Here is a 26,018-nt window from a genome sequence, read left to right on the forward strand (position 1 = left end):
AATCACTCGCCAAGGAGAACCACCGATGAGCGATCCGGAACGTCTGCTGATCGTCGACGACGACGAGCAACTCTGTTTCGTCATGGAGCGCGCCATGCGGCGCCGGGGCTACGACGTGGTCGTCGCCCATACTCATGACCAGGCCCTGGCGGCCGCGAGGGAAGCACCGCCCGCCCTGGCGACGCTCGACCTGAAGCTGGAGTCGGACTCCGGCCTCAAGCTGCTACCGGCTCTGCTGGAAGTGGCGCCCGCGTGTCGCGTCGTGGTGCTGACGGGCTACTCGAGCATCGCCACCGCCGTGGAAGCGATGAAACTCGGTGCCGTCAATTACCTGTGCAAGCCAGCCGACGCCGATGAGATCCTGCAGTCGCTCGAGCGCGAGAGCGGCGATGTCGACGTGGAAATCGCCGACAATCCCCCTTCGGTGAACCGGGTCACCTGGGAGCACATCCAGAAAGTGCTGCATGAACACGACGGCAATATCTCGGCAACGGCCCGGGCCCTGGGCATGCATCGGCGGACCCTGCAGCGTAAACTCCAGAAGCGCCCGGTGCGGCACTAGATCACCGCCCGGCGCCACCTCGGCATCGCGCTGCGTCGATCGGGCTCGCCGTATGGGGCCGGTCGACGCCGTCATGCAGACAAGTTCCCCGTTCGTCCCGACGATTCCGCCGATCGCCGGGACCACGCCATTTCCCCGACAGGAGTTCAACGTGGACCACCCCCAACGCCTCGACTCGGTGATCCGTATCGCCCGACAGGCCGGCGACATGATCGTCCAGGCTCGCCGGAAGCAAAATTTCTCCCGCCAGTACAAGGGTGGTGACGAGCTGGTGACCGAAATCGATGTCGCTGTCGACCATATGATCGCCAGCGAGCTGGAGACCCTGTTTCCAGGCGAGGCAAGGCTGACCGAGGAACTGACCCCGGACCGCAGCCAACTCGAACAGGACGGCCCGCTGTGGGTCGTGGACCCCATCGACGGTACGGTCAATTTCGCCTACGGCCACGCCCATGTCGCCGTGTCGATCGCCCTGGCGTTCGACGGCGAGGTCCAACTCGGCGTGGTTCACGCCCCGTTTCTCGGCGAGACTTTCACCGCCGTGCGTGACCAGGGTGCCCATCTCAATGGTGAGCCGATGGCGTGCAGCCAGTCGGAAACCCTCGAGAGAAGCCTGGTCGGGACGGGCTTTCCCTACGCGCGCGACAAACGCGGCCCGCTGGTCAAGCGCTTGAACCATGTCCTGCACGCCTGCCGCGACGTGCGCCGCAACGGCTCCGCGGCGCTGGACCTCTGTCATGTGGGCTGCGGCCAGCTCGATGCCTACTATGAAAGCGTCTCGCCCTGGGATTTCGCCGCCGGGCTGCTGATCGCTCGTGAAGCCGGCGCGAAGACGAGTCATCTCTACGAATGCCCCCGCAATCTACCGGCGGAACTCTACGGCGAAAACCTGCTGGTCACAGCGCCCGGCATCCATCGAGCGCTGGGGGATCTGCTGCGGGATGCCGACGCCGGGCGGCGTCTCGAACCATAGTGGCTTGCAATGATGGACGTAGAGAGACTCTATTGGGCCGTGCGGGTTTAATACGAAAGAATAACCCCCATCTTTTCTCAGGCTTTACACCCATCCAATTGCCTTTCCCAGCAACAGGAGACACACGATGCTGACTGTCATTTTCGGCCGTCCCGGCTGCCCTTTCTGTGTTCGCGCCAAGGAGCTGTCGGAAAAACTGAAGGAGGCGCGAGACGATTTCGATTTCCGTTACATCGATATCCATGCGGAAGGCATCACCAAAGCCGACATGGAGAAGACCATCGGCAAGCCGGTAGAGACCGTGCCGCAGATCTTCGTCGACCAGACCCATATCGGTGGCTTCACCGAGTTCGACCAGTACGTGCGGGACAAGGCACTGATGCCCGAAAACGCCTGACGGGAAACGGCGCCCGACGCCACGACAGACACTTCAGAAGCCGGCATTCGCCGGCTGCTGCCGTTTCGACCAGCGGCAGGCATGCGCCTGCGGCGGCCAGGCAAGCTCATGCCGACTGCAGCCCGGACTCTTCCTGTACCTCTTCCAGCTCCCCCTCCAGATTCAATTCGTACTGGTAGGGGCCATGCCGCGGGTCCAGCTCGTTGATGTAGTGGGTCGATTCCACCATCGGCACCAGCGGCGTGTACGGCTCCTGCTCCTCCGGTGCCTTGACCGGCTCGCGGCGCCACAACCGATAGGCGATGAACAGCGCCAGACCCAGCGCGGCCGCGCCGAGGAACAGCCAGAGGCCATCCGGCCCCACGCTGTGCATCAGTAGCGAGGCACTGAAGGGCCCGACGATGGAGCCCACGCCGTAACACATCAGGACCTTCGCATTGGCCTGGATGGTCTCTTCCGGTTCGAGCCAGTCATGGGTATGGGCCAGGCTCAGCGAATAAAGGGTGTGCAGCATCGCGGTATGGAAGCTCGCGACGAAAACCAGCAGCCAGTAACTCGATCTCGCGGCGAACACGATCAGCACGCCGGATATCGTCATCACCAGCGCCATGCACAGGATGACCTTGCGGCGGTCGAAGCGATCAGAAACCCTTCCCAGCGTCCACTGCGCGATAAGCGCCACCAGCGTGGTGATCGACATGAATTTCGCGGTCTGAGCGGTCGTGAGGCCGATCTCCTGGCCATAGTAAGGGGTCATTGCGAAGAAGGCCTGGACCATGAGCCCCGCCACGAACGCCCCTACCAGCCCGACCGGCGCCCGAGTCATCAAGGTTCGCAGCGAAATCTTGGCGGACACGTCGTGACTGCTGCGCAACGGCCCCTGGATACGGTGGATCGAAAGCGGCACCAGCGATAGTGCGAACAGGACGCCGGCTACCGAGAACAGCACGAAGGTGGCCGGATCCGCCATGTTGAGCATCCACTGGCCGCCCGCCAGGGAGAGCGTCGAGATCACCAGATACCAACCCAGTACCCGACCACGATTCTCGTTGGTGGACTCTCCCGAGACCCAGGACTCCATCACCATCAACAGCCCCGCGGTCGCCGCGCCGCCAAACAGTCGCCAGACCAGCCATGCCCAGGGATTGACCCAGAGCCCATGGAGTATCGCCGTCGCTGCCAGCAACGCCCCACAGGCCGCGAACACGCGGATGTGACCGACGCTACGTATGCGCTTCTCCAGCCAGTAGCTGCCCGCGACGAAGCCCAGCGAAAAGCAGGACATGAGCAGACCCGCCATCTGGGAAGGAAACGCTTCCAGCGACATGCGCACGCCGAGCAGCGTCATGATCAGTCCGTGTCCCAGCAGGAAGCTGATTTCACACAGGAACAGGATCGGCAGGGTCGCGGGTAGTGAACGCAACGAGGTTCTCCGTCAGGCGTCGATGGGGGAAACCCGGCGCAGCACATCGAATCGCGTCGAAGAGCGCCGAATGTCGAGATCAGAAGGCCATGGCGGCGGCAGTCTATCAACTCGAAGCGGCTCTTGCCGAGACCACTCGTCAAGCCCGCATTCCGGGGACCGACACGAATTATTCACATCTTCTGTGGATAACACTGTGCATTTCCGGTGGCCGATGGCGATGGCCGCCGACCCTACCGACACCGGTCTTAGATTGGTTAGTTTTTCGGCAATGATGGATCTCAACCTTTCCGGGATTCCGCCCCAGAATTCGCGTCGACCACCACGCGGCGTCGGGATCCCGGCCGAAGCGCTGTGCAGCCTGGCGACATTCCAGTAACATCGAGCCAAGTCATTGATGGAGAATGGCATGTCGACCCTGAAAGGGTGCGTCAGCGTCCTGCTGCTGGTTCTCAATACGCTCTTCTGGGGTATGCCTCTGGTGGCGCTGACGATACTGAAACTGGTCACCCCCACCCGGCGCTGGCGCCTTGGGGTGCTCGGCGGTCTCCACTGGATCGCCCTCGCCTGGGTGAAAACCAACAATGTCTGGATTCGCCGCTGGATTCGTCCCACGATCCACGCCGACCTCCCCGACTCGCTCTCTCCACGCCGATGGTGGCTGGTCATGGCCAATCACCAGAGCTGGACCGATATCATCGCCCTGCTCTACGTGCTGACGGGTCGCCTCTCGATGCCAAAATTCTTTCTCAAGCGAGAGCTCATTCTGGTGCCGATCGTCGGACTGGCCTGGTGGGCCCTGGAGTTCCCGTTCATGCGTCGCTACACCCGCGAGAAGCTGGCTCGGAATCCCAAGCTCGCCGAGCGGGACCGTCAGGCGACCCGCCGCATGTGCGATCATGCCCGCGAGATGCCGATGACGATCTACAACTTCGTCGAAGGGACTCGCTGCACGCCCGAGAAGCAGCGCCTTCAGGAGAGCCCCTACCGCCATCTTCTGCGGCCCAAGGCCGGCGGCGTCGCCCAGGTGATCGGGCTGCTGGGGCCGCGCCTGGACGGTATCATCGACGTCACCCTGCACTACCGTCGGGGCACACCCAACTTCTGGGACTTCCTGTGCGGGCGCGAGGCCGACGTCGCGATCGTCGCGAGATGTCTCGACAGGCCGCAGTGGATGCTGGACGGGGGCTACGACGATGCCCAATACAAGGAACGTTTCTACACATGGTTGAATGCACTGTGGCAGGAAAAAGACGCGGCGCTCTCCTCCTACTCCTGGGATTGATGCTCCTGCTCGCGGGCTGCGCGAGCGGGGGTGGCGGCCAGGCCCGCATCGCCGACGGCGGTGGCTGGGTGACGGTGCAGCGTGGCGACACGCTGGGCAAGATCGCGGACCAGGCGGGCATACCGCTGCTCCGGCTCCAGCGCTTCAACCCCGGCGTGGATTCGCGCCGCCTTGCGGTCGGCCAGCGCCTGCTGCTGCCTTCGCAACAGGAGCGCGCGCCCGGTGGCGGCCCTTACCGTTACCAGGTGAGACGAGGCGACTCCCTCTACTCGATCGCGCGATACTTCGGCGCCAATCCGCAGCGTGTCCAGGCCGCAAACGCGGGCATCGATCCCTCGCAGCTGGCCGTCGGCCAGTTGATCCAGGTACCGCTGGCGGGCGGCTCGGCGGGCCGCCGCCCATCATCGCCAACACCGGCGGCATCCCGATCGCTGCCCGATCCCGGCCCGCTCCCTTCGTCGGCAAGGGGCTGGCGCTGGCCCTTGGAGAACTACACCATCGAGCGCCGGTTCGGACGAGATGCCCACGGTACACTACAGCCCATGATGCTGACGACATCCTCGCCGGCCACGGCCAGGGCAACCACCTCGGGCAAGGTCAGATTCGCCAGTGGCATGCGTCAATTGGGCCAGGTCGTCATCCTCCACCACGCCGACAACATGCAGAGTGTCTATGCGTTCTGCGACAAGTTGATGGTGTCGGAGGGGCAGTCGGTATCCGCCGGCACCCCGCTGTGCGAGATCGGAAAGGAGAGCGACAGCAGCCGCTATCACCTGCTTTTCGATCTCCGCCATGGCGGCAAGCCCGTGGACCCCGCACGCGTGCTACGCTAATCAACGGTGTCATGAATTCGTCATTACCGTGACGCATTGACGTCATCGGCAGCCCCCAGTATCGGAAACCGGTTCGAACACGGTTGGCGATCGGGCTGGACTGCTGGAGAGCCTCGCTGGCGTGGAAGGAGTGGTAAAGATGCGTGTAGCCCTGGTCAGTGAAACCTGGGCGCCGGAGGTCAACGGCGTGGCTCATACCCTGAGCCAGCTCGCCAGCCATCTGGCATCCAAGGGGGTCCTGCTTCAGCTGGTTCGTCCCAGCCCGGTGAATGGCGAGCGTGACGCCCTGGCTGAACGAGACATTCACGTCAGGGGAATCGCCCTTCCCATCTATGCCGACGTGCACATCGGCTTGCCCTGTCGCCGCCGGCTGATCCGGCTCTGGCGACAGGAGCGTCCGGACGCCATCTACATCGCGACCGAAGGTCCACTCGGCTGGTCGGCGCTGAATGCCGCTCGACACCTGCGGATTCCGGTGGTCAGCGGCTTTCATACCAACTTCGACCAGTATGCCAGCAACTATCATCTCGGCTGGAGCATCCCCATCGCTCGCCGGGGTCTACGGTATTTCCACAATCGCTGCGAAGCGACCCTGGTCCCCACCGCGGCACAACAGCAAATGCTCGAGAGCAGCGGATATCGGCGGGTCTCGGTACTCGCCCGGGGCGTCGATGCCCAACGCTATCGCCCCTCGCGCCGGGACGTCGAGCTCAGGCGCGAATGGGGAGCCGGTCCGCACCAGCCGGTGGCGCTCTACGTCGGACGGCTCGCCAGCGAGAAGAATATCGACCTGCTGGCCGACACGATGGCGGCGATGCAGCGTGTCAATCCGGCGCTGGTACAGGTCCTGGTCGGAGACGGGCCGGCACGCAAGACGATCGCCAGACGCCTGCCGGAAGCCGTATTCACGGGCTTCAAGACAGGCGAAACGCTGGCACGGCACTATGCCAGTGCGGACATGTTCATCTTTCCCTCGCTGTCGGAGACATTCGGCAACGTCGTGCCGGAGGCCATGGCCTCCGGGCTGGCCGTGGTGGCCTTCGATCATGCGGCAGCGGGAGAGTTGATCACCGACAACATCGATGGTCGCCTGGTACCGCCCGAAGATGCCCAAGGCTTCATCCAGGCTGCCAGCGAGCTATGCCGACAGCCTGCGATCTACGCACGATTGGGCCGTCAGGCTCACCAGCGCGTCTCGAGCCTGAGCTGGAGCCACATTGGTGATCGCTTTCTTGCGCAGTTGATTCAAGTTCAGGGGACCCAACATGCCGCCACGCACTCAACGTCTCACGTTTGAGCGACTGGATCGCTTCGAGAGCCGGCTCAGCCACCGTCTGGCGGAGCTGTCCCGCCATGCCCCGACACTCTGGCTCTTCCGCTGCGTCAGCCGATTGGGAGACTGGCCTGCCTGGGTGTTCCTGGCCCTGTTGCAGCCGCTGCTTCACGGCCGCCAGGGCTGGTGGCTCGCGGTTCAGTGGGGCCTGACGGCCAGCGTCGCCGCCCTGCTCTACCGGCTGCTGAAGACTCGCCTGTGTCGTGAGCGACCCTATATCACCTTCACCACGATCCGCTGCACCATGCCGCCCGTGGATCGCTACAGCTTTCCCAGCGGCCATACCTTGCACGCGGTCATGTTCACCAGCCTGACCGCTGCCAGCAGCCCGCAGCTGCTGCCCGTGGTCCTACCGCTTGCCGGCCTGATCGCTGTTTCCCGCGTGATACTGGGACTCCATTACGTCAGTGACGTGATTGTGGGAGCGCTGATCGGGGCGGGCCTCGCCTGGTGCAGCGGCCTGCTGGCGTTGATGATCTGGAACTGAAGCCTCTGTATGTCCCACCCTGACCGCTGGCAATGCGTTGCCGCCTCTCCGCCGTTGATGCTGCTCCCCGATTTCATCGCCGCCGCCGAGGCCTCCGCCATTCAGCGCCGGCTCGAGCGGGATATCGCATGGTCGTCGCCGACCCTGTCGCTCTACGGCAAACGACATGTGATTCCTCGCTCCCAGTGCTGGATGGGCGATGACGGCGCTAGCTATCGCTACTCCGGTCGCGACCTGCAGCCCTGGCCCTGGCACCCGCTGGTGGAGGATCTGCGAAACCGGGTGATCCATGCGCTCGAGGTGGCAGATCTACCCTGCCAGGACTTCAACAGTGTACTGCTGAACCGCTACGAGAACGGCGACCAGAGAATGGGATGGCACAGCGACGACGAGCCCGAGCTGGGAGCAGATCCCATCGTCGCATCGGTCTCGCTCGGCAGCGAACGCCCGCTTCGCTTTCGGGAAAAGCGCGCCGACGCCCGTCGCGCCTTCAACGTCTGGCTACCCCACGGCAGCCTGCTGCTGATGGGCCCCGGCGCGCAATCCCGCTGGCAACACGCGCTGGCGCCACGCGCGATCGACGGCGCCCGGATCAACCTGACCTTCCGCCGAATCCGGTAGCCAGCCTCGCTCCTGCCAAAGCTGGCAAAAAAAGCCTCCCGATTGAGGAGGCTTTCAAGATAACGGTATAAATCTGGAGATGTCGGGGATCAGCCGCGATGGTAGTTGGCGGGTACGAAAGGCATCGGCGTGATCACCATCGGCAATCGCTTGCCGCGAACGTCGGCATAGAGCGTGGCGCCTTTCTCGGCGGCCTCGACCACGACGTAGGCCATGGCGACAGGCGCACCTACACTCGGTCCAAAACTACCCGACGTGACCTGCCCGACCATCTGATCATCCGCGTCGAACAGCTTGGCCCCCTCTCGGACCGGCGCTCGGCCTTCGCCAAGCAGACCGACACGGCGGCGGCGATGATCCTTGGCCTGTAGCTGATGCAGAACCCTGTCCGCGCCCGGGAAGCCGGCCTCCCGCTCTCCGCCAACGCGACGAGGCTTGCCCACCGCCCAGGAGAGGCTGGCTTCGACAGGCGTGGTGGTCGTGTCGATATCGTGCCCGTAGAGGCAGAGTCCAGCCTCGAGGCGCAAGGAGTCTCGCGCTCCCAGACCGATGGGCTCGACCTCCGGCTGATCGACGAACCAGCGTGCCAGTGCTTCGGTCGCCTCGGACGGTACCGAGATCTCGAAACCGTCTTCGCCGGTGTACCCGCTTCTGCTTATCCAGATCTCGTTGCCCATGACCTCGAACCGGTCATGCTCCATGAAGACCAGATCGCAAGCCGCAGGACAGAGCCGCTGCATGACGGTCGCGGCATCGGGGCCCTGCAGCGCCAGCAGCCCGCGGTCGAGGACCTCGACATCGTGATTCGCCCCGAGCCCGGTGCGCAGCAGCGCGAGGTCTTGGTCCTTGCATGCGGCGTTCACCACCACGTACAGCGAGTCGCCCTGGTTGACGATCATCAGGTCGTCCAGGATGCCACCTTCGCTGTTGGTGAACAGCGCGTAGCGCTGCCCTCCTTCCGCCAGTCCGACGACATCGGCGGTGACCAGAGTCTCCATCGCCTTCGCTGGCGCGGGTCCGGTCACCATCAGCTGCCCCATGTGGGAAACGTCGAACAACCCACAGGCCCGGCGCGTATGCTCATGCTCCTTCTTGACGCCCAGCGGATACTGCACGGGCATGCTGTATCCGGCGAATGGCACCATCTTGCCACCGAGCTCTTGATGCAGCGCGAACAGCGGGGTCTGTTTCATGTCGGACATGGATGTCTCCAGATCAGGGCAGATAGAAAAACGTTACGCTTTAGGGCCGCGACCTTCCAGCTCCTCTCCCGGCAGAACCGTCTTGCCGGCGAAGTGATCCCGGGTCAGCTTGAACACCACCGGCGACAGCAGCGCCAACGCGATCAGGTTGGGAATGGCCATCATCGCGTTGAAGGTGTCCGCCACCAACCAGATGAAGTCCAGCTTCGCCATGGCCCCGACCGGCACTGCCAGCACGAACAGTATGCGATACAGCAGAATCGCGCGGTCGCCGAACAGATACTGGAAGCACTTCTCGCCGTAGAACGACCAGCCGAGAATGGTGGTGAAGGCGAATATCGACAGCGCTATCGCCACGATGTGCTGCCCGAAGCCGGGCAAGGCGCTGTCGAAGGAGAGCGAGGTCAACCCCGCACCGCTTTCGCCATCGAGCCAGTGGGTCGAGGTCAGAATCACCAGCGCGGTCATGGTGCAGACTACCAGCGTATCGATGAATGTCCCCAGCATGGCGATCAGTCCCTGACGGACCGGATTGCGGGTCTGCGCTGCGGCATGTGCGATGGGCGCGCTACCCAGGCCGGCTTCGTTGGAGAAGATCCCGCGGGCGACACCAAAACGGATCGCCGCCGCCACTGCCGCGCCGGCGAAGCCACCACTGGCCGCAATCGGCTGGAAGGCGTGGGAGAAGATCGTGCCCAGAGCGCCACCGATCTGGTCGGCGTTCAGCACCAGCACGACCACGCCGGCCGCGAAATAGGCAACGGCCATCAACGGCACCAGCTTGCCGGCGACGCGGGAGATGCGCTTGATCCCGCCCAGGATCACCGCGCCGGCCAGCACCATGATGATCAGACCGGTCAGCCAGGCCGGCACCCCGAATGAGGTCGTCAACGCATCCGCGACGGAGTTGGATTGAACGGTATTGCCGATGCCGAAGGCCGCCACCGCACCGAAGAACGCGAACAGCCCGCCCAGCCATGCCCACCGCTTGCCGAGCCCGTTGCGGATGTAATACATCGGGCCGCCGACATGATTGCCGGTCGAATCGGTCTCGCGGTAACGGACAGCCAGCACGGCTTCGGCGAACTTGGTCGCCATCCCCACCAGCGCCGTCAGCCACATCCAGAACACCGCGCCCGGCCCACCGAGCGCAATGGCGGTGGCGACGCCGGCGATGTTGCCGGTCCCGATGGTCGCGGAGAGCGCTGTCATCAGCGCGTTGAAGGGTGAAATCTCGCCCTCGTCGCGACTATCGGCTTCACTGCGTCGTCCCTGCCACAGCAGACTGAAACCGAGGCCAAGCTTGCGAATGGGCATCAACTTGAGCCCTAGCTGCAGGTAGATACCGACCCCAAACAGCAAGATCAGCATCAATGGCCCCCAAACGACACCATTGATGGCACTGAAAACCGCATTGAGTTGCTCCACGTCGACCTCCATTCTCACGTTGTTGTTGCTGTCGAACGGGCCAGAACGGCCAACCGCCGCCACGATCGATCATTAATAAGTCAAAGCGTGGCAACAATAGAGGATTCAACTACGCGTTCACAATTATTCCAAAGCATTCATCCAGCAGCCGCCGCCATACCCCATGTGACGGGAAGATACACCTTAGCGAAAAGCGCCTGGTGTTTCCAATAAGAAACTTTTTCCTCATCGCCATTCCGGGTGTCCGGCCCTGGCGTGGCGATGTCCTATGGCAGCGGTAGGCGACGGAGCGGCCGAGGTCGGTGGCGTATATGCCGGGGCTCTGCGGAGATCGTCTCCCGACACTGGACGTTTCGTGGATCTGGGCTCAACCTAGGAGCGCACTCCGCGCAAAGGTGCGCTGGAGACGCTCGAGACTATGCCAATCGATCCCGCATTCGTGCATAATGCTCACCAAAATTCCCCATATCGAAAACTGTTTCGTATAGGAAACTCCCATGAGCGACATCCCCAACAACCTGCTGTACACCGATAGCCACGAATGGGTGCTGGACAACGGCGACGGCACCGTGACCGTCGGTATCACCGATCATGCCCAGGAAGCCCTCGGTGACGTGGTCTTCGTCGAGCTTCCGGATCCCGGGCGGGAGCTGGACGCCGGCGACGAGTTTGGCGTCATCGAGTCGGTGAAGGCCGCCTCCGACCTATACTCCCCCCTGGCGGGAGAGATCGTCGAGGTCAACGAGTCGCTGGAGGACGCGCCGGAAACCGTCAACGATTCACCCTATGGTGACGGCTGGATTCTCAAGCTGCAATTGACCGATCAAGGCGATCTGGAGTCGCTGATGTCGGCGGACGCCTACCGCGAACTGGTCGCCGCCGAGGAAGATCAGGACGACTGATCGCCGCCTCGTCTTTACCCGCTCGGCCGTTCGCTGCCATCGTCGTCGAACGGCCGCCCCTTTTCCCGCCAACCTCGCCGGATAGATCATGCCCACCGAGACTCGCCCTCTGACTGACCTGGCCAATCACGCCGACTTCATTCAGCGTCACAATGGCCCGAATTCTCTCGACGTCACCGAGATGCTCAAAGCGCTCGACATGTCATCGCTGGAGACGCTGATCGATCGCACCATTCCCAAGGGAATCCGACTTGGCCGGGAACTGGATCTGGATGGCCCGCGTGGCGAATCGGAGGCGTTGGACTATCTACGGGGTCTGGCCCGCCAGAACAAGGTCTTCAAGAGCTACATCGGTCAGGGCTACTATCCGACGCACCTGCCTGCCGTCATCCAGCGCAACGTGCTGGAGAATCCCGGTTGGTACACGGCCTATACGCCGTACCAACCCGAGATAGCCCAGGGACGTCTGGAAGGGCTGCTCAACTTCCAGCAGATGGTGATGGATCTGACCGGGATGGCGATCGCCAACGCCTCGCTGCTCGATGAGGCCACGGCGGCGGCGGAAGCCATGGCGCTCTGCCGGCGCGCCAACAAGAAGCAGAAGAGCCAGCGCTTCTTCGTCGCCGACAGCGTACTGCCCCAGACCCTTGACGTGCTCCGCACCCGGGCGGCCTACCTCGGATTCGAGCTGGTCGTGGCACCCGCGAGCCAGCTGGCGCAGGAAGACGTTTTCGGCGCGCTGCTGCAGTACCCCGGTGTCGACGGTGACATCGTCGATATCGAGAGCCTCGTTGCCGAGGCCCGCTCGCGCCAGATCATGACCTGCGTCGCGGCCGACCTGATGAGCCTGGTCAGGCTGAAGGAGCCCGGCGCCATGGGCGTGGACATCGTACTGGGCAACTCCCAGCGTTTCGGCGTGCCGATGGGTTACGGCGGCCCGCATGCCGCCTTCTTCGCCGCCAGCGAAGGGCTCAAGCGCTCCCTGCCCGGCCGGGTGATCGGCGTTTCCAAGGACAGCCGTGGACGCCCGGCGCTGCGCATGGCGATGCAGACTCGCGAGCAGCACATCCGCCGCGAGAAGGCGACCTCCAACATCTGCACCGCGCAGGCGCTGCTGGCGAACATCGCCGGGTTCTACGCGACCTATCATGGTGCCGACGGACTGCGGACCATCGCCGACCGCATTCATCGCCTCACGACCCTGCTCGCACTGGGCCTGGAGCAGCATGGGATTACGCTCAAGCACGACAGCTGGTTCGACACGCTGACGCTGTCCGGTGTCGACAGCCACCGGATTCAGGGCCGCGCATTGACGCGCGAGATCAACCTGCGCTATCCCGCCGATGGCGAAGTCGGGGTCAGCCTCAACGAAACCACCACCGCGGCCGACCTGGCGGAGCTGTTCGACGTGCTGATCGGCGAGGAGCACGGTCTTTCCGTCAGCGAGCTCGATCATCAGGCCGTCGAGGGCAACGCCTGCGGAATCCCCGCCGCCTACCGCCGTCAGAGCGACTTCCTGCAGCATCCCAACTTCCAGCGTTTTCGCAGCGAAACCGAGATGCTGCGCTATCTCAAGCGCCTGGAAAATCGCGATCTCTCGCTGACCCATGCGATGATCCCGCTGGGTTCCTGCACCATGAAGTTGAACGCCACCAGCGAGATGATACCGATCACCTGGCCCGAGTTTGCCAACATCCATCCTTTCGCTCCCGCGGCGCAGACCACCGGTTACCGCCAGATGATCACCGAGCTGAGCGATTTCCTGATCGAGATCACCGGTTACGACAGCATCTCGATGCAGCCGAACTCGGGCGCTCAGGGCGAGTACGCCGGCCTGGTCGCGATTCGGCGGTATCAGGCCGCGGTGGATGAAGGCCATCGCGATATCTGTCTGATCCCCAGCTCCGCCCATGGCACCAACCCGGCCTCCGCGGCCATGGCCCAGATGAAGGTGGTTGTCGTCGAGTGCGACCGCGATGGCAACATCGACATGGCGGACCTCGAAGCCAAGGCCGCGAAGCACAGCGCCAATCTGTCGGCCATCATGCTGACCTACCCATCGACCCACGGCGTGTTCGAAGAGAACATTCGTGACGCTTGTCGGATCGTTCATGACAATGGCGGCCAGGTCTACATCGACGGCGCCAACATGAACGCCCAGGTCGGGCTCTGTCGCCCCGGTGACTACGGCGGCGATGTCTCCCATCTCAATCTGCACAAGACCTTCTGCATTCCGCACGGCGGCGGCGGCCCGGGTATGGGCCCCATCGGCGTCAAGGCACACCTGGCGCCACACCTGCCCAATCACGTGGTGACCCCGCAGGAGGGCATCGAGAAGGATTCCGGCGCGGTTTCGGCGGCCGCCTTCGGCAGCGCCTCGATCCTGCCGATCTCCTGGGCCTACATCAAGATGATGGGCGCCCGCGGACTACGGGAAGCCACCGAGCTGGCCATCCTCAACGCCAATTACATCGCCAGGCGGCTCGAGGCGCATTATCCGGTGCTGTATCAGGGTGCCAACGGCACCGTGGCCCACGAGTGCATTCTCGATGTGCGCCCGCTCAAGGCGGCATCCGGTATCAGCGAGGAGGATATCGCCAAGCGTCTGATGGACTATGGTTTCCATGCCCCGACGATGTCGTTCCCGGTAGCGGGCACGCTGATGGTGGAACCCACCGAATCCGAGTCTCGCTACGAGATCGACCGCTTCTGCGATGCCATGATCGCGATTCGTGAAGAGATCGCCAGGGTCGAATCCGGGGAGTGGCCGAAGGACACCAATCCCCTGGTACTGGCGCCGCACACCATGACGGACGTGACCGAGGAAGCGTGGAATCGCCCCTACTCGCGGGAGACGGCGGCGTTCCCGACCGACGCCGTGCGCGAGGCCAAGTATTGGCCGGCGGTCAATCGGGTCGACAACGTCTTCGGCGATCGCAACCTGATCTGCAGCTGTCCGCCGATCGAGGCCTATCGGGAGGCTCTCTGAAGCGCACAGCAAGGACCCAACGACAACGGCCGCTCACTGAGCGGCCGCTGTCGTTACGCCAGGGACGGATAGGGTTCAGTGAGCCGATTTTTGACACCACGCGGGCAAGCGCGGGCAATTTCAGACGAAGCCCTAATTCGGCTCCATGGCGGGCAGTTCGCTATAACCATATAGCGAGTTGAGTCGCTGCTGGCGAAAGGACTCGAGCAACTGGCGGTAACGCTTGGGCAGTTCGACGTCGGTTCGCGATACCAGATGCAAGGTCTCATAGACCGGTTTCGACAGCGAGACCTCCTTGACCTGGCGCTGCCATGGCGAGGTTTCCAGCACCGGGCGCGACACGACCGTGAATCCCAGCCCCCTGGCCACCGCATCCAGAACCTGCCCCACTTCATTGGTGAAGCCCTGCCGCGGGAAGTGGCTCATGCTGCGAAACTCGCTGCCGAAGTTGCTCTTCAACAGCAGGCTCGCATTGGTGTTGCCGTCGTTGTAGTTGACGAACCCGAGCGCGAGCAGTTCACCGAGACTGGTGCCGGCGAAGTCAGCCGGTACCACCAGGCACAGGGGCTCCTGATGCCAAGCCTCGTAACTCAAGTCGGGATGCTTGCTGATTTCAGTCACGATACCGACGTCGTAACGGCCGGCCACCACATCCTGAGCAATCTCGTGGTTGAACGCGAAGCTGTAGTTGACCGTCAGCCCCGGATGCATCTGCTGATATCCCAGCAGAAAGGGGTAGAACATCAGGCCGACACTACCGGGCGAGGCAATACGACATTCACCGCTATCCGGTGAATCATCATCCAGTGAATGGCGAAAATGCTCGTGTTCGGCGAAGAGCTTCACCGCATAGTCGTAGGCCCGACGTCCCGCGTCGGTCAACGAGAAGCGACGGCCATGTCGATTGAGCAGAGAGCGGCCGAGATACTCCTCGAGCTTGCGCACGTGCTGGCTGACGCCCGGCTGCGTCATGTCCAGCTTGCCCGCGGTCTGGGTGAAGCTACCTGTCTCGACGAGCATCATGTAGGTGCGGAAATACTGGGCGTTGAACATGGAAACGCGGATCACTCACGCTGTACGCAATTAAAGCGCTTCGATTCGATGGCCTGCTGCTGCCGAAAGTCGATAACGCCTCGTTGTCGCCTGTGGACTTTCCAATCATAACAATTTATGCCCGAACTCGCACCGTCACGTCCGAGAAAAGCCCGGCCAGGTCCTGGCCTTTCCCCAGGATCTCCGATCCCGATACCCTACCGAACCCGGGCGGCGCCACGACGGTCTGATCCGCCCTCCCGCGCCACTGCGATAGGGACCGGCGCCTATGTTAGCATTGACGGGCTTTCACTCAGGATTGAAAAACGCTATGTCTGATCCCTTTGCGCAGCGCGCCAAGGCCGTGCAACAAACGCTTCTCGCGATGGAGCAGCGCGCCGATGACAGCGAGCTGTTCGCGCTCGGCTACATGATTCCCCAGATCGGTCTGGTGCAGGAAATGGCCGAATACGATCCCGCCGATGTCGAAGCGGAAGACTTCGACGCCACCTACTGGCAATGGCTGGAGAGCACTTTCGCTCAGGACAACATGAGCGACGCCGATCGCGAACAGATCGCGGGACTCTGGCAAACCGCCGCTGCGCGGGCCGAGCACTGAATCACCGAACCTATTTGCACGAGGATGCCGTCCATGCCTGAGACGCTATCGACCATCGTCTCCCCCGAGGGCAGCCTCGAGGTGCTCTCTCAGTCCGAAGTCAATCGACTCAGGGATACCTCGACCAGTGGCCTTCACGACCTGGTGCGCCGCTGCGCGCTGGCGATATTGAATTGCGACACCCCTACCGACGATGGTCTGGCGGTGATGGAGACCTACAAGGACTTCGACATCGAAGTCCTGCAGCAGGATCGCGGCATCCGACTCAAACTCTCCAATGCCCCTGCCTGCGCTTTCGTCGACGGTCGCATGATTCGCGGCGTGCGCGAGCAGTTGTCCGCCGTACTGCGTGACATCGTCTACGTCTACAACGAGATACAGAACAACCCCAAGTTCGACCTGGAGACCAACGAGGGAGCCACCAACGCGGTTTTCCACATCCTGCGTAACGCCAGCACCCTACGCACGGCGCACGAGCCAAGCATGGTGGTCTGCTGGGGCGGGCATTCGATCACCCGCGAAGAGTACGACTACACCAAGGGTGTCGGGTATCACATGGGGCTGCGCGGGCTGGACATCTGCACCGGCTGCGGTCCCGGCGCCATGAAAGGGCCCATGAAGGGCGCCAATCTCGCTCACGCCAAACAGCGGCGCCATGGCAGTCGGTATCTGGGGATTTCCGAGCCCGGCATCATCGCCGCCGAGTCTCCCAATCCGATCGTCAACGAACTGGTGATCATGCCGGACATCGAGAAACGTCTGGAAGCGTTCGTGCGTATCGGGCATGGCATCGTGGTCTTCCCCGGTGGCGTGGGGACGGCGGAAGAGATTCTGTATCTGCTCGGGATCCTGATGCACCCTGACAACCGCGACATTCCCTTCCCGGTCATTTTCACCGGTCCTGAGAGTGCCCGGGACTATTTCCAGCGTATCGACGAGTTCCTGTGCTATACCCTCGGCGAGTCGGTCCGTCGTCACTATCGCATCGTCGTGGACGACCCGATCACCGTCTCCCGCCTGATGCGCGACGGCATCCAGAAGGTGGCGGAATTCCGACGCGAGCAGAACGACGCCTTCTACTTCAACTGGCGGCTCAATATCGAGCGCGGCTTCCAGCAGCCCTTCGAGCCGACTCACGAAGCCATGGCGGCGCTGGCCCTGCATCACGATCAGCCGAACCACGAACTCGCCGCCAACCTGCGCCGGGCGTTCTCGGGCATCGTCGCCGGCAACGTCAAGGAACCGGGCGTACGCGCCATCGCCGCGCGCGGCCCCTTCCGCCTGCACGCCGAGCCCGAGCTGATGGCCCGCCTGGATGCGCTATTGACATCGTTCGTCGCCCAGGGCCGCATGAAGCTGCCCGGCAGCGAATACGTGCCCTGCTACACCCTGGGCTAACGTCGACTGCCAGCGGCCCGCCCCGGATCACGATCAGGCCTGCCTGATCGTGATCCGGGGTTCTGAATCGAGTGGAAACGGTATCGAACAGGAAAGAGTGGGAAAGAGAAGCCCTTGACGGCCCCCTTTCCGGCTCTCGGGGCAACGACGATCGCCGGATGGCGTGTCGGACACGGTGGCGAGTTTCAGTCCTGCAGGACGGGAAAACAGGCAGGACCCGACCGGATCTAGCGCCGTCGTCGCCAGAGACGCAGCACGACGTGTATCAGCAGTCCCAGGGCCGCCCCCTGAGAGACCACCACCGCCCAATGAACGGCCGCCACATCGATCCAGTGCCAGGCGGAGATCAGCAGACCACCGACCGCGAGACAGGCGACCAGGTGCCCCACGGCGCCGCGACAACGGTGACGCTCGGCGGCGGCCATCAGACACCACAACCCTATCAACGCGACGGTGACCACCGCAGCCAGGATGGCCAGCAGCGATAGCCGGGTCATGTCATGCAGTAGCCAGTAGCGTGGCAGCGAGACCAGCATCACCACCCACAGTCCGAGCAGCGTGCTCCAGCGCGTGGCGGTCAATGCCCGCGACGCCGCCGGTCCCTGCTGAACCGTCATCCTTTCAACCCCTGCGATGCCAGCCACTCCTCCACCCAGGGCAGCGCGGCATCATCCGCCATGAACGTCTCCATGGCATCGATCTCGAGACGTTCTCCCAATCGCTTCCCACCGAGATCGGCGAGCATCTCGTCGAGCGCCCGGCCGGCGCCGCAGAACGTGTCGCCATAAGAGCTGTCGCCCAGAGCGATCAGACCATATCGCAGGGCCACAAGACTCGGCGACCGGGTCTTCAGCTCACGGACGAATGGCACGAAATCGCCAGGAAAGTCACCGCTCCCCGTGGTGGAGACACAGAACAGTGCCAGGTCGGGCATATCATCGGTCAACGCTTCCAGCGATGGCTGCTCGACGATAGTGACGTCATAACCGGACTGTTCGAACAAGGGAGAAACCTGCTCGGCGACATCGAGCGCACCGCCGTAGACGGTACCGACAAAGATCTTCAGCTTGGACATAACACTCAGTCGACAGTTGATTTGCGCGGGAGCTTAGCACACACCGACAGCGGGGCTCACGCGCCGGAAATGAAAACGCGATCGCCTGCCAGCGTGCTGCTGGCAGGCGATCGCGAAATCCATGGGACCAAGAGGCCAGTCCGGCGGCTTACTCTTCCTGCAACTCACCGTCGAAGCTTTCGACTCGGGCCTTGAGCTTCTGACCGGGACGGAAAGTCACGACTCGCCGGGCGGAAATGGGGATCTCTTCGCCGGTCTTGGGATTGCGCCCAGGTCGCTCCCGCTTGTCTCTCAGGTCGAAATTGCCGAACCCGGAGAGCTTGACCTGTTCATTCTCGCGCAGACATCCGCGAATTTCCTCGAAGAACGTCTCTACCATGTACTTGGCCTCTCGCTTGGAGAAGCCAAGTTCGGTGTGAAGATGCTCCGCAAGCTCAGCTTTCGTCAGCGCTCCCATGATCGCTCCCTTCGCGCAGGATGACAGATCAACTCCGCAGCCTGGCACCGAAGCGAGCTTGCGCCGCCTGCACCACGTCTGCGATTAACTGATTGATTTCCTCGTCATTGAGAGTGCGCGAAGGATGCTGCCAGGTCAAGCCCAGGGCAACGCTCTTGACGCCTGCCTCGACACCGGCACCCTGATAGACGTCGAACAGCTGCCAGCGAGTCAACCATTCGCCGGCCTGGGCCCGAATCGCCTCGACCAGCGGTGTGACGCCGACGCTCTCATCCACCAGGAAGGCCAGATCGCGGCGCACTTCCGGATATCGCGACAGCGGCTTGAACTTTGGTATGACGCCGCGCGTCAGGGCTTCCTGCTCGACCTCGAACACATAAACGTCAGGCTTGATATCGAGCTGCGAGCGAATATCCGGATGCAGCGCACCCAACCAACCGACCGCCACTCCGTTACGCTCGAGGCGGGCGGAGCGCCCCGGATGCAAAGCGGGATGCGACGCCGAGACGAATGTCCACTCCTCCATGCATCCACTCATGGCCATCAGGCTCTCGAGGTCGCCTTTCAGATCGAAGAAGTCGACTCCCTCGCGACTGGCGGACCACCCTTCCGCACTGCGCGGCCCACAGATCAAGCCCCCGAACATCGATGTCTGGGTCAGGTCGTCCAGCGCCCCCTGAAACACCAACCCGGTCTCGAACAGCCTGACGCGATGCTGCTGACGATTGAGGTTGTGGGTGAGCGCCTTGATCAATCCCGGGAACAGACTGTGACGCATGACCGACATGTCGCTGGAGATCGGATTCGCCAACGCGGGAGAAACGCCCTCGGGCACGATCAGCGACTGCAGCTCGGGCGATACGAAGCTGTATGTCACGGCTTCCTGATAGCCCCTGGACACCATGTGACGGCGGAGACGCTTCAGCGGCTGGGTCGCCTCGTCGTCGGCCTTCAGCCACAGACGAGCCTGGGGTCGCGTGGCGGGCAGCCGGTTGTAGCCATGGATGCGCGCCAACTCCTCGATCAGGTCCTCCTCGATCGACACGTCGAAGCGCCAGCTCGGCACCTGCACATGCCAGGTCTGCCCCGACACCGAACTGGTCATGCCGAGCGAGCGGAAGATGCGCTGAATCTCCTCGTCTGCCAGACGTACGCCCAGGCAGGAAGCCAGACGATCACGGCGCAGCTCGACGCTACCCCGGTGCGGAAGGGTCGCGGGATTTCTTACTTCGGTGATGGGCCCGGGCGCGCCGCCGACGATCGAGAGCAGCAACTCGGTGGCCCGCTCCATCGCGGTGCGGGTGATATCCGGATCCACTCCTCTCTCGAAACGGTGCGAGGCGTCGGTGTGCAGCCCGAAATCCCGCGCCTTGCCAGCGATGGCCAGGGGCGAAAAGAAGGCAGCCTCCAGAAACAGATGGCGTGTCCGAGGCGTGACACCGGTAGATTCACCACCCATGACCCCCGCGATCGCCAGCGGGCCGCTATGATCGGCGATCACCAGCGTGGAGTCGTCCAGCGCCACCTCCTGCCCATCCAACAAGGTCAGGCGCTCGCCGACAACCGCGCGGCGGACTTCGATGCCGCCCTGCAACGCGTCGAGGTCAAAGGCGTGCATGGGCTGGCCCAGCTCGAGCATGACGTAATTGGTCACATCGACCGCCGGATCGATGCTGCGGATGCCACTGCGACGGAGGCGTTCGCGCATCCACAGCGGGGCCTTCGCGGTCACATCGACGTCGCGAATGACACGCCCGAGATAGCGGGGACACCCTTCGCCATCTTGCACGCTGACCGGGAACTGGGCGTTGTTTCGGGCCACGACGGTAGAGACGGTCGGCTCGCTGACCTTGGTACCGGTGACGCTGCCCACCTCGCGTGCGACTCCACGCAGACTGAGGCAGTCACCGCGGTTGGGGGTCAGGTCGACGTCGATGGTGTGGTCGTCGAGGCCCAGCCAGGTTCGAAAATCCTGCCCGGTGGGCGCATCCGGCGGCAGCACGTAAATCCCCTCCGAACGCCCCTCTTCCAAGCCGAGCTCGGAGGCCGAGCAGATCATGCCACGGGACTCCACACCCCGCAGCTTGGCTTTCTTGATCTTGAAATCCTCGGGCAGCACCGCCCCTACCCGCGCGAACGGGACCCGCTGCCCTATATCCACGTTGGGGGCGCCGCACACCACCTGCACCGGCTCACCCGAGCCGTCATCGACCTGACAGACGTTGAGCTTGTCCGCGTCGGGGTGCGGCGACTTGTCGGTCACCGTTGCCACCACCACACCATGGAAGGTCGCGGCGACAGGCTCGACGGCATCGACCTCGAGCCCCGCCATGGTGATCGCATCGGCCAAGGCCTGCGTCTCCAGCGCCGGTGATACCCACTCGCGCAGCCATGCTTCGGAAAACTTCATCTTGACACTCCTTGACTGGGCGGTGGACTCAGTTGAACTGACTCAGAAAACGCAGGTCGTTATCGAAGAACAACCGGAGGTCGTTCACGCCATAGCGCAGCATCGCCAAGCGCTCGGCTCCCATCCCGAAAGCGAAGCCTGTATAGCGCTCCGGATCGATGCCCGAGTGACGGAATACTGCCGGATGCACCATGCCGCACCCCATCACCTCCAGCCAGCCACTCTGGGAACAGACTCGACAACCCTCGCCCCGGCACATCACGCACTGAATATCGACCTCGGCAGACGGTTCGGTAAAGGGGAAATAGGAGGGTCGAAACCGCACTTCCAGGTCATCACGCTCGAAGAACGCATGCAGGAAGTCGGCAATCGTACCCTTGAGGTCGGCGAAGCTGACACCTTCGTCGACCAGCAACCCCTCCACCTGGTGAAACATCGGCGTGTGCGTCAGATCGGAGTCGCTACGATAGACACGACCGGGACAGACGATGCGGATCGGCGGCTCCTGGGACTGCATGGTGCGAACCTGAACCGGCGAGGTGTGGGTTCGAAGAAGACGTGTCGCGTCGAAATAGAACGTGTCCGCCATGCCGCGGGCGGGATGGTGGGCGGGGATGTTGAGCGCTTCGAAGTTATGGAAATCGTCCTCGATCTCCGGACCGACGGCGACCTCGAAACCGATATGCTGAAACAGCGATTCGATGCGCTCCAGCGTTCTGGTCACGGGGTGCAGCCCGCCGTTGACCTCGCCCCGCCCCGGGAGCGTGACATCGATGCGCTCGGCCTCGAGCTGGGCCGCCAACGCAGCCTCATCGATCACCTGCTTGCGCTGATCGAGGTCCGCCTGCAAGGCCTGCTTGGCTTCGTTGATGCGCTCACCGGCCGCCGGGCGCTCTTCGGCGGAAAGCCGACCCAGCCCCTTCAGCAAAGCCGTGATCTCGCCTTTCTTGCCCAGAAAACGCACGCGCACCTGGTCCAGGGCTTGGGCGTCTTCGGCAGCGGCGATCGCCGCTCTCGCCTCGTTCACCAGGGCAGGGAGATGATCCATCCGTCGAGCTCCGCTTGTCGTTCGGCATGCCGCGCCGCCTGTCATGGGCCACGCAGCAAAACGGTATAAAAAAACAGGGGAAGAGCAGCTGCTCTTCCCCTGGATCGGTCGTACAACTCATTGCCCGTCAAAGGCAAGGCATGACCCGCTTATGCAGCTTTGGCTTTCTCGACGAGCGCCGTAAAGGTCGCTTTTTCGTGAACTGCCAGATCAGCCAGCACCTTGCGGTCGATCTCGATGCCGGCCTTCTTCAGACCCGCCACGAAACGACTGTAGGACATGCCGTTGACGCGAGCCGCCGCATTGATACGCGTAATCCACAGAGCGCGGAATTGACGCTTGCGCTGGCGGCGGTCGCGATACGCATACTGCCCGGCTTTGATAACGGCCTGCTTGGCTACGCGGAAAACGCGCGAGCGCGCACCGTAATAGCCCTTGGCCTGCTTCATGATCTTCTTGTGACGACGACGTGCGACGACACCACGCTTGACGCGAGACATAGTACTCTCCTGACGTTAAAGACTGACGACCAAGTGTTACAGGTTGGGCAGCATGCGGGTGACGAGCTGCTTGTCGGCAGCGTGTACCTGCTTCATGCCACGCAACTGACGCTTACGCTTGGTGGACTTCTTGGTCAGGATGTGACTACGAAAAGACTGCTTGTGCTTGAAGCCGTTACCAGTCTTCTTGAAGCGCTTGGCAGCGCCACTGTTGCTCTTGATTTTCGGCATGGGAAAAACTCCACTCCGTTTTATTGAGAAAACCCGAGGCCGGACGTGACGAGTTCGCACTCGCCACGCCCCGTTCGACTTGCCAGCGGATCACTTCTTCTTGGGCGCAAGGATCATGATCATCTGCCGACCTTCCATCTTGGGGAAGGACTCGACAGCGGCCAGCTCTTCGAGATCGGCGGCAATCCGTTCCATCAGTCGACGACCGATGTCCTGGTGTGCCATTTCACGACCCCGAAAACGCAACGTGACCTTACCCTTGTCGCCACCTTCGAGGAAACGTATCAGGTTTTTCAACTTCACCTGATAGTCACCCTCGTCCGTGCCAGGCCGGAATTTGACTTCCTTGACCTGGATCTGTTTGGTCTTCTTCTTCTGAGCAGACTTCTGCTTCTTCTGCTCGAAGAGGAACTTGCCGTAGTCCATGATTTTACAGACGATGGGATCGGCATTGGAAATCTGAACGAGATCCATTCCGGCTTCCTCGGCGCGTTCCAGCGCCTCTTGCATGGGAACGACTCCCACCTGTTCGCCCTCGGCATCGATAAGGCGAACTTCGTCTGCACGAATACGGTCGTTGATGGGCGCGCGCTTTTCCTGAGGGCGCCCGCGCTGATTATTACGCTTGATCGTTAGATCTCCGTTTGGCGATTAACGTTGCTGCTCAGTGCCTGTCCGGCTGGCCATCTCGCTGGAGCTGCGCCAGCAGCGCCTCCACCGATAGCGACCCAAGATCCTCACCGGACCGAGTACGCACTGCAACGGCACCCGATTCGACTTCCTTATCGCCGACAACCAGCAGATAAGGAATCTTCTGCAGCGTATGCTCGCGGATTTTAAAGCCGATCTTCTCATTCCTCAAGTCCGACTCGACCCGGAAACCCGCTTCACGCAAGCGTTTTGCGAGTTTTTCGGCATAATCACGCTGAGCATCCGTGATATTGAGCACCACAGCCTGGACCGGAGAGAGCCACAAGGGCAAGGCCCCGGCATAATGTTCGATCAAGATACCGACAAAACGCTCCATCGAGCCCACGATGGCACGATGCAGCATGACCGGCACCTGACGCGAGCCATCTTCGGCGACGTACTGTGCTCCCAGGCGACTCGGCATCATGAAGTCGACCTGCATGGTTCCGACCTGCCACTCACGCCCCAGGCAGTCCTTCATGTGGTATTCGATCTTCGGGCCATAGAAAGCGCCCTCGCCAGGCAGCTCCTGCCACTCGACGTCGCAGTTGCTAAGCGCTGCGCGAAGTGCATCCTCCGCACGATCCCACGTCTCGTCACTGCCGAGGCGCTTGTCGGGACGCAGCGCGATCTTGACGGCGATATCCTCGAAGCCGAAGTCACCATAGACCTCGAGCGCCTGGCGATGAAAGGCAGTCACCTCGGGCTCGATCTGCCCCTCGGTACAGAAGACATGCCCATCGTCCTGAGTGAATGCTCGGACCCGCATGATACCGTGTAAGGCGCCCGAAGGCTCGTTGCGATGGCAGCCACCGAACTCGCCATAGCGAATCGGCAACTCACGATAGCTGCGCAAGCCCGAATTGAACACCTGGACATGCCCAGGGCAGTTCATCGGCTTGAGCGCATACTCACGCTTTTCCGACTCGGTGAAGAACATGTTGTCGGCATAGTTGTCCCAGTGCCCGGACTTCTTCCACAGCGACACGTCCATCACCTGGGGACACTTGATCTCCTGATACCCGCTACGCTTGTAGACGCCTCGCATGTACTGCTCGACGACTTGCCAAAGCGTCCAACCGCGAGGGTGCCAGAACACCATGCCTGGCGCTTCTTCCTGCATGTGAAAGAAGTCGAAACGCCGTGCCAGCTTGCGGTGATCGCGCTTCTCGGCCTCCTCCAGCCGAGTCAGGTACGCCTTCAGCGCTTTCTTGTCGCCCCAGGCCGTGCCGTAGATCCTCGTCAACATGCGCTTCGATGCATCGCCACGCCAATAGGCACCGGCCAGCTTGGTCAGCTTGAACGCCTTGAGGTGGCGAGTGTTCGGCACGTGGGGGCCGCGACACATGTCGATGTATTCCTGGTGATGATAGAGACGAATGGTCTCGTTCTCAGGAATACCCTCGACGATCTCCTGCTTGTAAGGCTCGTCCCGGGACACGAAGACCGACAGGGCTTCAGAGCGATCGACATACTCTCGAACGACATCGTACTCCTGCTCGATGAGCGATTTCATCCGCGCCTCGATGGCCTCCAGGTCCTCGGAAGAGAGCGAGGTTGCAAAATCGATGTCGTAGTAGAAACCGTCATCGATCACCGGGCCGATGGCCATTTTGGCGTCCGGATACAACTGCTTCACCGCATGCCCCAGCAGGTGGGCGCACGAGTGACGAATGATCGCGACCCCCTCTTCGTCGCGGGCGGTCAGAATCGCCACCTCGGCGTCACGGTCGATGACGTCGGCGGCATCGACTTCAACGCCGTCTATCTTTCCCGCGATGCATGCCTTGGCCAGCCCAGGGCCGATGGATTCGGCCAGCTGCATCACGGTAATGGGTTCTTCAAACGTTCTTTGACTGCCGTCGGGCAGTGTCACAATAGGCATCAAAACATCCTTACATTCAGTGGTGGTCCACACCAAAGACCACATGAACTCGATCGATCAACAGAGCACCCCCTCCATGCGACAGGACCTGCATACGGGCAGGCCGACCGATACGCGGGGGAGGTGGATTGGCATCGCCCTTCGGCAATTACGAGGAGCAGTAGACTAGCAGCGGGAAAGCCGCTTGACCATCCGTGAACGGCCAGGCGCCCCAGGTCCAACCATTTTGTTGCTACAA

25 protein-coding genes are annotated in these 26,018 nt (G+C 62.4%); 12 read left to right on the top strand and 13 right to left on the bottom strand.

Annotated features, from left to right (window positions below; all coding sequences use genetic code 11):
* Positions 1 to 25: 25 nt before the first annotated feature.
* The 3 genes from AAGT95_RS16460 to AAGT95_RS16470 all read left to right on the top strand — a co-directional run bounded on the left by AAGT95_RS16460 (position 26) and on the right by AAGT95_RS16470 (position 1,932).
* Positions 26 to 562 carry a response regulator transcription factor gene (locus tag AAGT95_RS16460; protein WP_342594497.1) on the top strand — a complete coding sequence of 179 codons (537 nt, stop codon included), beginning with the start codon at positions 26 to 28 and terminating at the stop codon, positions 560 to 562.
* Between the two features lie 208 nt (positions 563 to 770).
* Positions 771 to 1,535: an inositol monophosphatase family protein gene (locus tag AAGT95_RS16465; RefSeq protein WP_240612361.1), complete on the top strand. Its 765-nt coding sequence runs from the start codon at positions 771 to 773 to the stop codon at positions 1,533 to 1,535.
* A 127-nt stretch (positions 1,536 to 1,662) separates the two neighbouring features.
* Positions 1,663 to 1,932, top strand: a complete 270-nt coding sequence (locus tag AAGT95_RS16470) for a GrxA family glutaredoxin (RefSeq protein WP_110599582.1) — start codon at positions 1,663 to 1,665, stop codon at positions 1,930 to 1,932.
* A 106-nt stretch (positions 1,933 to 2,038) separates the two neighbouring features.
* On the opposite strand, the gene AAGT95_RS16475 is transcribed toward AAGT95_RS16470, so the two are convergent.
* Positions 2,039 to 3,355 carry an MFS transporter gene (locus AAGT95_RS16475; RefSeq protein ID WP_342594498.1) on the bottom strand — a complete coding sequence of 439 codons (1,317 nt, stop codon included), beginning with the start codon at positions 3,353 to 3,355 and terminating at the stop codon, positions 2,039 to 2,041.
* A gap of 409 nt (positions 3,356 to 3,764) precedes the next feature.
* Between AAGT95_RS16475 and AAGT95_RS16480 the strand changes: the two genes are divergently transcribed.
* From AAGT95_RS16480 to AAGT95_RS16500, 5 genes are all read left to right on the top strand, one after another.
* The gene (locus tag AAGT95_RS16480) at positions 3,765 to 4,640 is read left to right on the top strand and encodes an acyltransferase (RefSeq protein WP_342594499.1); all 876 of its coding nucleotides are present in this window, start codon (positions 3,765 to 3,767) and stop codon (positions 4,638 to 4,640) included.
* A complete protein-coding gene (locus AAGT95_RS16485) occupies positions 4,640 to 5,473 on the top strand; it encodes a murein hydrolase activator EnvC family protein (protein ID WP_240612338.1) in 834 nt (277 codons plus the stop codon). The genes AAGT95_RS16480 and AAGT95_RS16485 overlap by 1 nt, the downstream gene beginning before the upstream one ends.
* Positions 5,474 to 5,612: 139 nt before the next feature.
* Positions 5,613 to 6,770: a glycosyltransferase family 1 protein gene (locus tag AAGT95_RS16490; RefSeq protein ID WP_342594500.1), complete on the top strand. Its 1,158-nt coding sequence runs from the start codon at positions 5,613 to 5,615 to the stop codon at positions 6,768 to 6,770.
* Positions 6,739 to 7,293: a phosphatase PAP2 family protein gene (locus AAGT95_RS16495; protein ID WP_342594501.1), complete on the top strand. Its 555-nt coding sequence runs from the start codon at positions 6,739 to 6,741 to the stop codon at positions 7,291 to 7,293. The genes AAGT95_RS16490 and AAGT95_RS16495 overlap by 32 nt, the downstream gene beginning before the upstream one ends.
* A 9-nt stretch (positions 7,294 to 7,302) precedes the next feature.
* Positions 7,303 to 7,914 (top strand): alpha-ketoglutarate-dependent dioxygenase AlkB, encoded by a 612-nt coding sequence (locus tag AAGT95_RS16500; protein ID WP_342594502.1) that lies wholly within the window; start codon positions 7,303 to 7,305, stop codon positions 7,912 to 7,914.
* Between the two features lie 89 nt (positions 7,915 to 8,003).
* Here AAGT95_RS16500 and gcvT read toward each other — a convergent pair whose 3' ends face one another.
* On the bottom strand, positions 8,004 to 9,116 hold the full coding sequence (gene gcvT / locus AAGT95_RS16505) for a glycine cleavage system aminomethyltransferase GcvT (protein WP_110599570.1): 1,113 nt from the start codon (positions 9,114 to 9,116) through the stop codon (positions 8,004 to 8,006).
* Positions 9,117 to 9,149: 33 nt separating this feature from the next.
* A complete protein-coding gene (locus AAGT95_RS16510; RefSeq protein ID WP_110600432.1) occupies positions 9,150 to 10,544 on the bottom strand; it encodes an alanine/glycine:cation symporter family protein in 1,395 nt (464 codons plus the stop codon).
* Between the two features lie 497 nt (positions 10,545 to 11,041).
* Between AAGT95_RS16510 and gcvH the strand changes: the two genes are divergently transcribed.
* Both gcvH and gcvP read left to right on the top strand, forming a co-directional pair.
* Positions 11,042 to 11,446, top strand: coding sequence for a glycine cleavage system protein GcvH (gene gcvH, locus AAGT95_RS16515; RefSeq protein ID WP_110599568.1), 405 nt, complete (start codon positions 11,042 to 11,044; stop codon positions 11,444 to 11,446).
* 88 nt (positions 11,447 to 11,534) lie between these two features.
* Positions 11,535 to 14,435 (top strand): aminomethyl-transferring glycine dehydrogenase, encoded by a 2,901-nt coding sequence (gene gcvP, locus AAGT95_RS16520; RefSeq protein ID WP_342594503.1) that lies wholly within the window; start codon positions 11,535 to 11,537, stop codon positions 14,433 to 14,435.
* A gap of 132 nt (positions 14,436 to 14,567) precedes the next feature.
* Here gcvP and AAGT95_RS16525 read toward each other — a convergent pair whose 3' ends face one another.
* Positions 14,568 to 15,488: a LysR family transcriptional regulator gene (locus AAGT95_RS16525; protein WP_342594504.1), complete on the bottom strand. Its 921-nt coding sequence runs from the start codon at positions 15,486 to 15,488 to the stop codon at positions 14,568 to 14,570.
* A 268-nt stretch (positions 15,489 to 15,756) separates the two neighbouring features.
* On the opposite strand from AAGT95_RS16525, the gene AAGT95_RS16530 reads away from it, so the two are divergent.
* Together AAGT95_RS16530 and ppnN are read left to right on the top strand one after the other, a co-directional pair.
* Positions 15,757 to 16,086: a YfcL family protein gene (locus tag AAGT95_RS16530; protein ID WP_110599562.1), complete on the top strand. Its 330-nt coding sequence runs from the start codon at positions 15,757 to 15,759 to the stop codon at positions 16,084 to 16,086.
* A 33-nt stretch (positions 16,087 to 16,119) separates the two neighbouring features.
* Positions 16,120 to 17,484: a nucleotide 5'-monophosphate nucleosidase PpnN gene (ppnN, locus tag AAGT95_RS16535; protein WP_110708869.1), complete on the top strand. Its 1,365-nt coding sequence runs from the start codon at positions 16,120 to 16,122 to the stop codon at positions 17,482 to 17,484.
* Between the two features lie 227 nt (positions 17,485 to 17,711).
* On the opposite strand, the gene AAGT95_RS16540 is transcribed toward ppnN, so the two are convergent.
* The 9 genes from AAGT95_RS16540 to thrS all read right to left on the bottom strand — a co-directional run bounded on the left by AAGT95_RS16540 (position 17,712) and on the right by thrS (position 25,780).
* A complete protein-coding gene (locus tag AAGT95_RS16540; RefSeq protein ID WP_110599558.1) occupies positions 17,712 to 18,101 on the bottom strand; it encodes a hypothetical protein in 390 nt (129 codons plus the stop codon).
* A complete protein-coding gene (locus AAGT95_RS16545; protein WP_342594505.1) occupies positions 18,098 to 18,559 on the bottom strand; it encodes a flavodoxin domain-containing protein in 462 nt (153 codons plus the stop codon). The genes AAGT95_RS16540 and AAGT95_RS16545 overlap by 4 nt, the downstream gene beginning before the upstream one ends.
* Positions 18,560 to 18,707: 148 nt before the next feature.
* Positions 18,708 to 19,016, bottom strand: coding sequence for an integration host factor subunit alpha (ihfA, locus tag AAGT95_RS16550; protein ID WP_110599554.1), 309 nt, complete (start codon positions 19,014 to 19,016; stop codon positions 18,708 to 18,710).
* Between the two features lie 28 nt (positions 19,017 to 19,044).
* Entirely contained in the window at positions 19,045 to 21,426 is a 2,382-nt protein-coding gene (gene pheT / locus AAGT95_RS16555; RefSeq protein WP_342594506.1) for a phenylalanine--tRNA ligase subunit beta, read from the bottom strand.
* Positions 21,427 to 21,454: 28 nt separating this feature from the next.
* A complete protein-coding gene (pheS, locus tag AAGT95_RS16560) occupies positions 21,455 to 22,474 on the bottom strand; it encodes a phenylalanine--tRNA ligase subunit alpha (RefSeq protein WP_110599550.1) in 1,020 nt (339 codons plus the stop codon).
* Between the two features lie 149 nt (positions 22,475 to 22,623).
* On the bottom strand, positions 22,624 to 22,974 hold the full coding sequence (gene rplT / locus AAGT95_RS16565) for a 50S ribosomal protein L20 (protein WP_110599548.1): 351 nt from the start codon (positions 22,972 to 22,974) through the stop codon (positions 22,624 to 22,626).
* A 36-nt stretch (positions 22,975 to 23,010) separates the two neighbouring features.
* A complete protein-coding gene (gene rpmI / locus AAGT95_RS16570) occupies positions 23,011 to 23,205 on the bottom strand; it encodes a 50S ribosomal protein L35 (protein WP_071230088.1) in 195 nt (64 codons plus the stop codon).
* A gap of 90 nt (positions 23,206 to 23,295) precedes the next feature.
* Positions 23,296 to 23,787: a translation initiation factor IF-3 gene (infC, locus tag AAGT95_RS16575; RefSeq protein WP_071230089.1), complete on the bottom strand. Its 492-nt coding sequence runs from the start codon at positions 23,785 to 23,787 to the stop codon at positions 23,296 to 23,298.
* Between the two features lie 82 nt (positions 23,788 to 23,869).
* On the bottom strand, positions 23,870 to 25,780 hold the full coding sequence (gene thrS / locus AAGT95_RS16580; RefSeq protein ID WP_110599546.1) for a threonine--tRNA ligase: 1,911 nt from the start codon (positions 25,778 to 25,780) through the stop codon (positions 23,870 to 23,872).
* Positions 25,781 to 26,018: the final 238 nt, after the last annotated feature.

This window comes from Salinicola lusitanus (genome assembly GCF_038648475.1).
GTDB lineage: Bacteria > Pseudomonadota > Gammaproteobacteria > Pseudomonadales > Halomonadaceae > Salinicola > Salinicola lusitanus.

Coding starts and splice junctions, on each gene's coding strand:
- AAGT95_RS16460 (WP_342594497.1), top strand. CDS start 26: ATGAGCGATCCGGAACGTCTGCTGATCGTCGACGACGACGAGCAACTC.
- pheS (WP_110599550.1), bottom strand. CDS start 22,474: ATGGATCATCTCCCTGCCCTGGTGAACGAGGCGAGAGCGGCGATCGCC.
- AAGT95_RS16495 (WP_342594501.1), top strand. CDS start 6,739: ATGCCGCCACGCACTCAACGTCTCACGTTTGAGCGACTGGATCGCTTC.
- AAGT95_RS16500 (WP_342594502.1), top strand. CDS start 7,303: ATGTCCCACCCTGACCGCTGGCAATGCGTTGCCGCCTCTCCGCCGTTG.
- rplT (WP_110599548.1), bottom strand. CDS start 22,974: ATGTCTCGCGTCAAGCGTGGTGTCGTCGCACGTCGTCGTCACAAGAAG.
- gcvH (WP_110599568.1), top strand. CDS start 11,042: ATGAGCGACATCCCCAACAACCTGCTGTACACCGATAGCCACGAATGG.
- thrS (WP_110599546.1), bottom strand. CDS start 25,780: ATGCCTATTGTGACACTGCCCGACGGCAGTCAAAGAACGTTTGAAGAA.
- AAGT95_RS16490 (WP_342594500.1), top strand. CDS start 5,613: ATGCGTGTAGCCCTGGTCAGTGAAACCTGGGCGCCGGAGGTCAACGGC.
- AAGT95_RS16470 (WP_110599582.1), top strand. CDS start 1,663: ATGCTGACTGTCATTTTCGGCCGTCCCGGCTGCCCTTTCTGTGTTCGC.
- ihfA (WP_110599554.1), bottom strand. CDS start 19,016: ATGGGAGCGCTGACGAAAGCTGAGCTTGCGGAGCATCTTCACACCGAA.
- AAGT95_RS16540 (WP_110599558.1), bottom strand. CDS start 18,101: ATGACGGTTCAGCAGGGACCGGCGGCGTCGCGGGCATTGACCGCCACG.
- AAGT95_RS16530 (WP_110599562.1), top strand. CDS start 15,757: ATGTTAGCATTGACGGGCTTTCACTCAGGATTGAAAAACGCTATGTCT.
- pheT (WP_342594506.1), bottom strand. CDS start 21,426: ATGAAGTTTTCCGAAGCATGGCTGCGCGAGTGGGTATCACCGGCGCTG.
- AAGT95_RS16525 (WP_342594504.1), bottom strand. CDS start 15,488: ATGTTCAACGCCCAGTATTTCCGCACCTACATGATGCTCGTCGAGACA.
- AAGT95_RS16480 (WP_342594499.1), top strand. CDS start 3,765: ATGTCGACCCTGAAAGGGTGCGTCAGCGTCCTGCTGCTGGTTCTCAAT.
- gcvT (WP_110599570.1), bottom strand. CDS start 9,116: ATGTCCGACATGAAACAGACCCCGCTGTTCGCGCTGCATCAAGAGCTC.
- AAGT95_RS16545 (WP_342594505.1), bottom strand. CDS start 18,559: ATGTCCAAGCTGAAGATCTTTGTCGGTACCGTCTACGGCGGTGCGCTC.
- AAGT95_RS16485 (WP_240612338.1), top strand. CDS start 4,640: ATGCTCCTGCTCGCGGGCTGCGCGAGCGGGGGTGGCGGCCAGGCCCGC.
- ppnN (WP_110708869.1), top strand. CDS start 16,120: ATGCCTGAGACGCTATCGACCATCGTCTCCCCCGAGGGCAGCCTCGAG.
- AAGT95_RS16465 (WP_240612361.1), top strand. CDS start 771: ATGATCGTCCAGGCTCGCCGGAAGCAAAATTTCTCCCGCCAGTACAAG.
- gcvP (WP_342594503.1), top strand. CDS start 11,535: ATGCCCACCGAGACTCGCCCTCTGACTGACCTGGCCAATCACGCCGAC.
- rpmI (WP_071230088.1), bottom strand. CDS start 23,205: ATGCCGAAAATCAAGAGCAACAGTGGCGCTGCCAAGCGCTTCAAGAAG.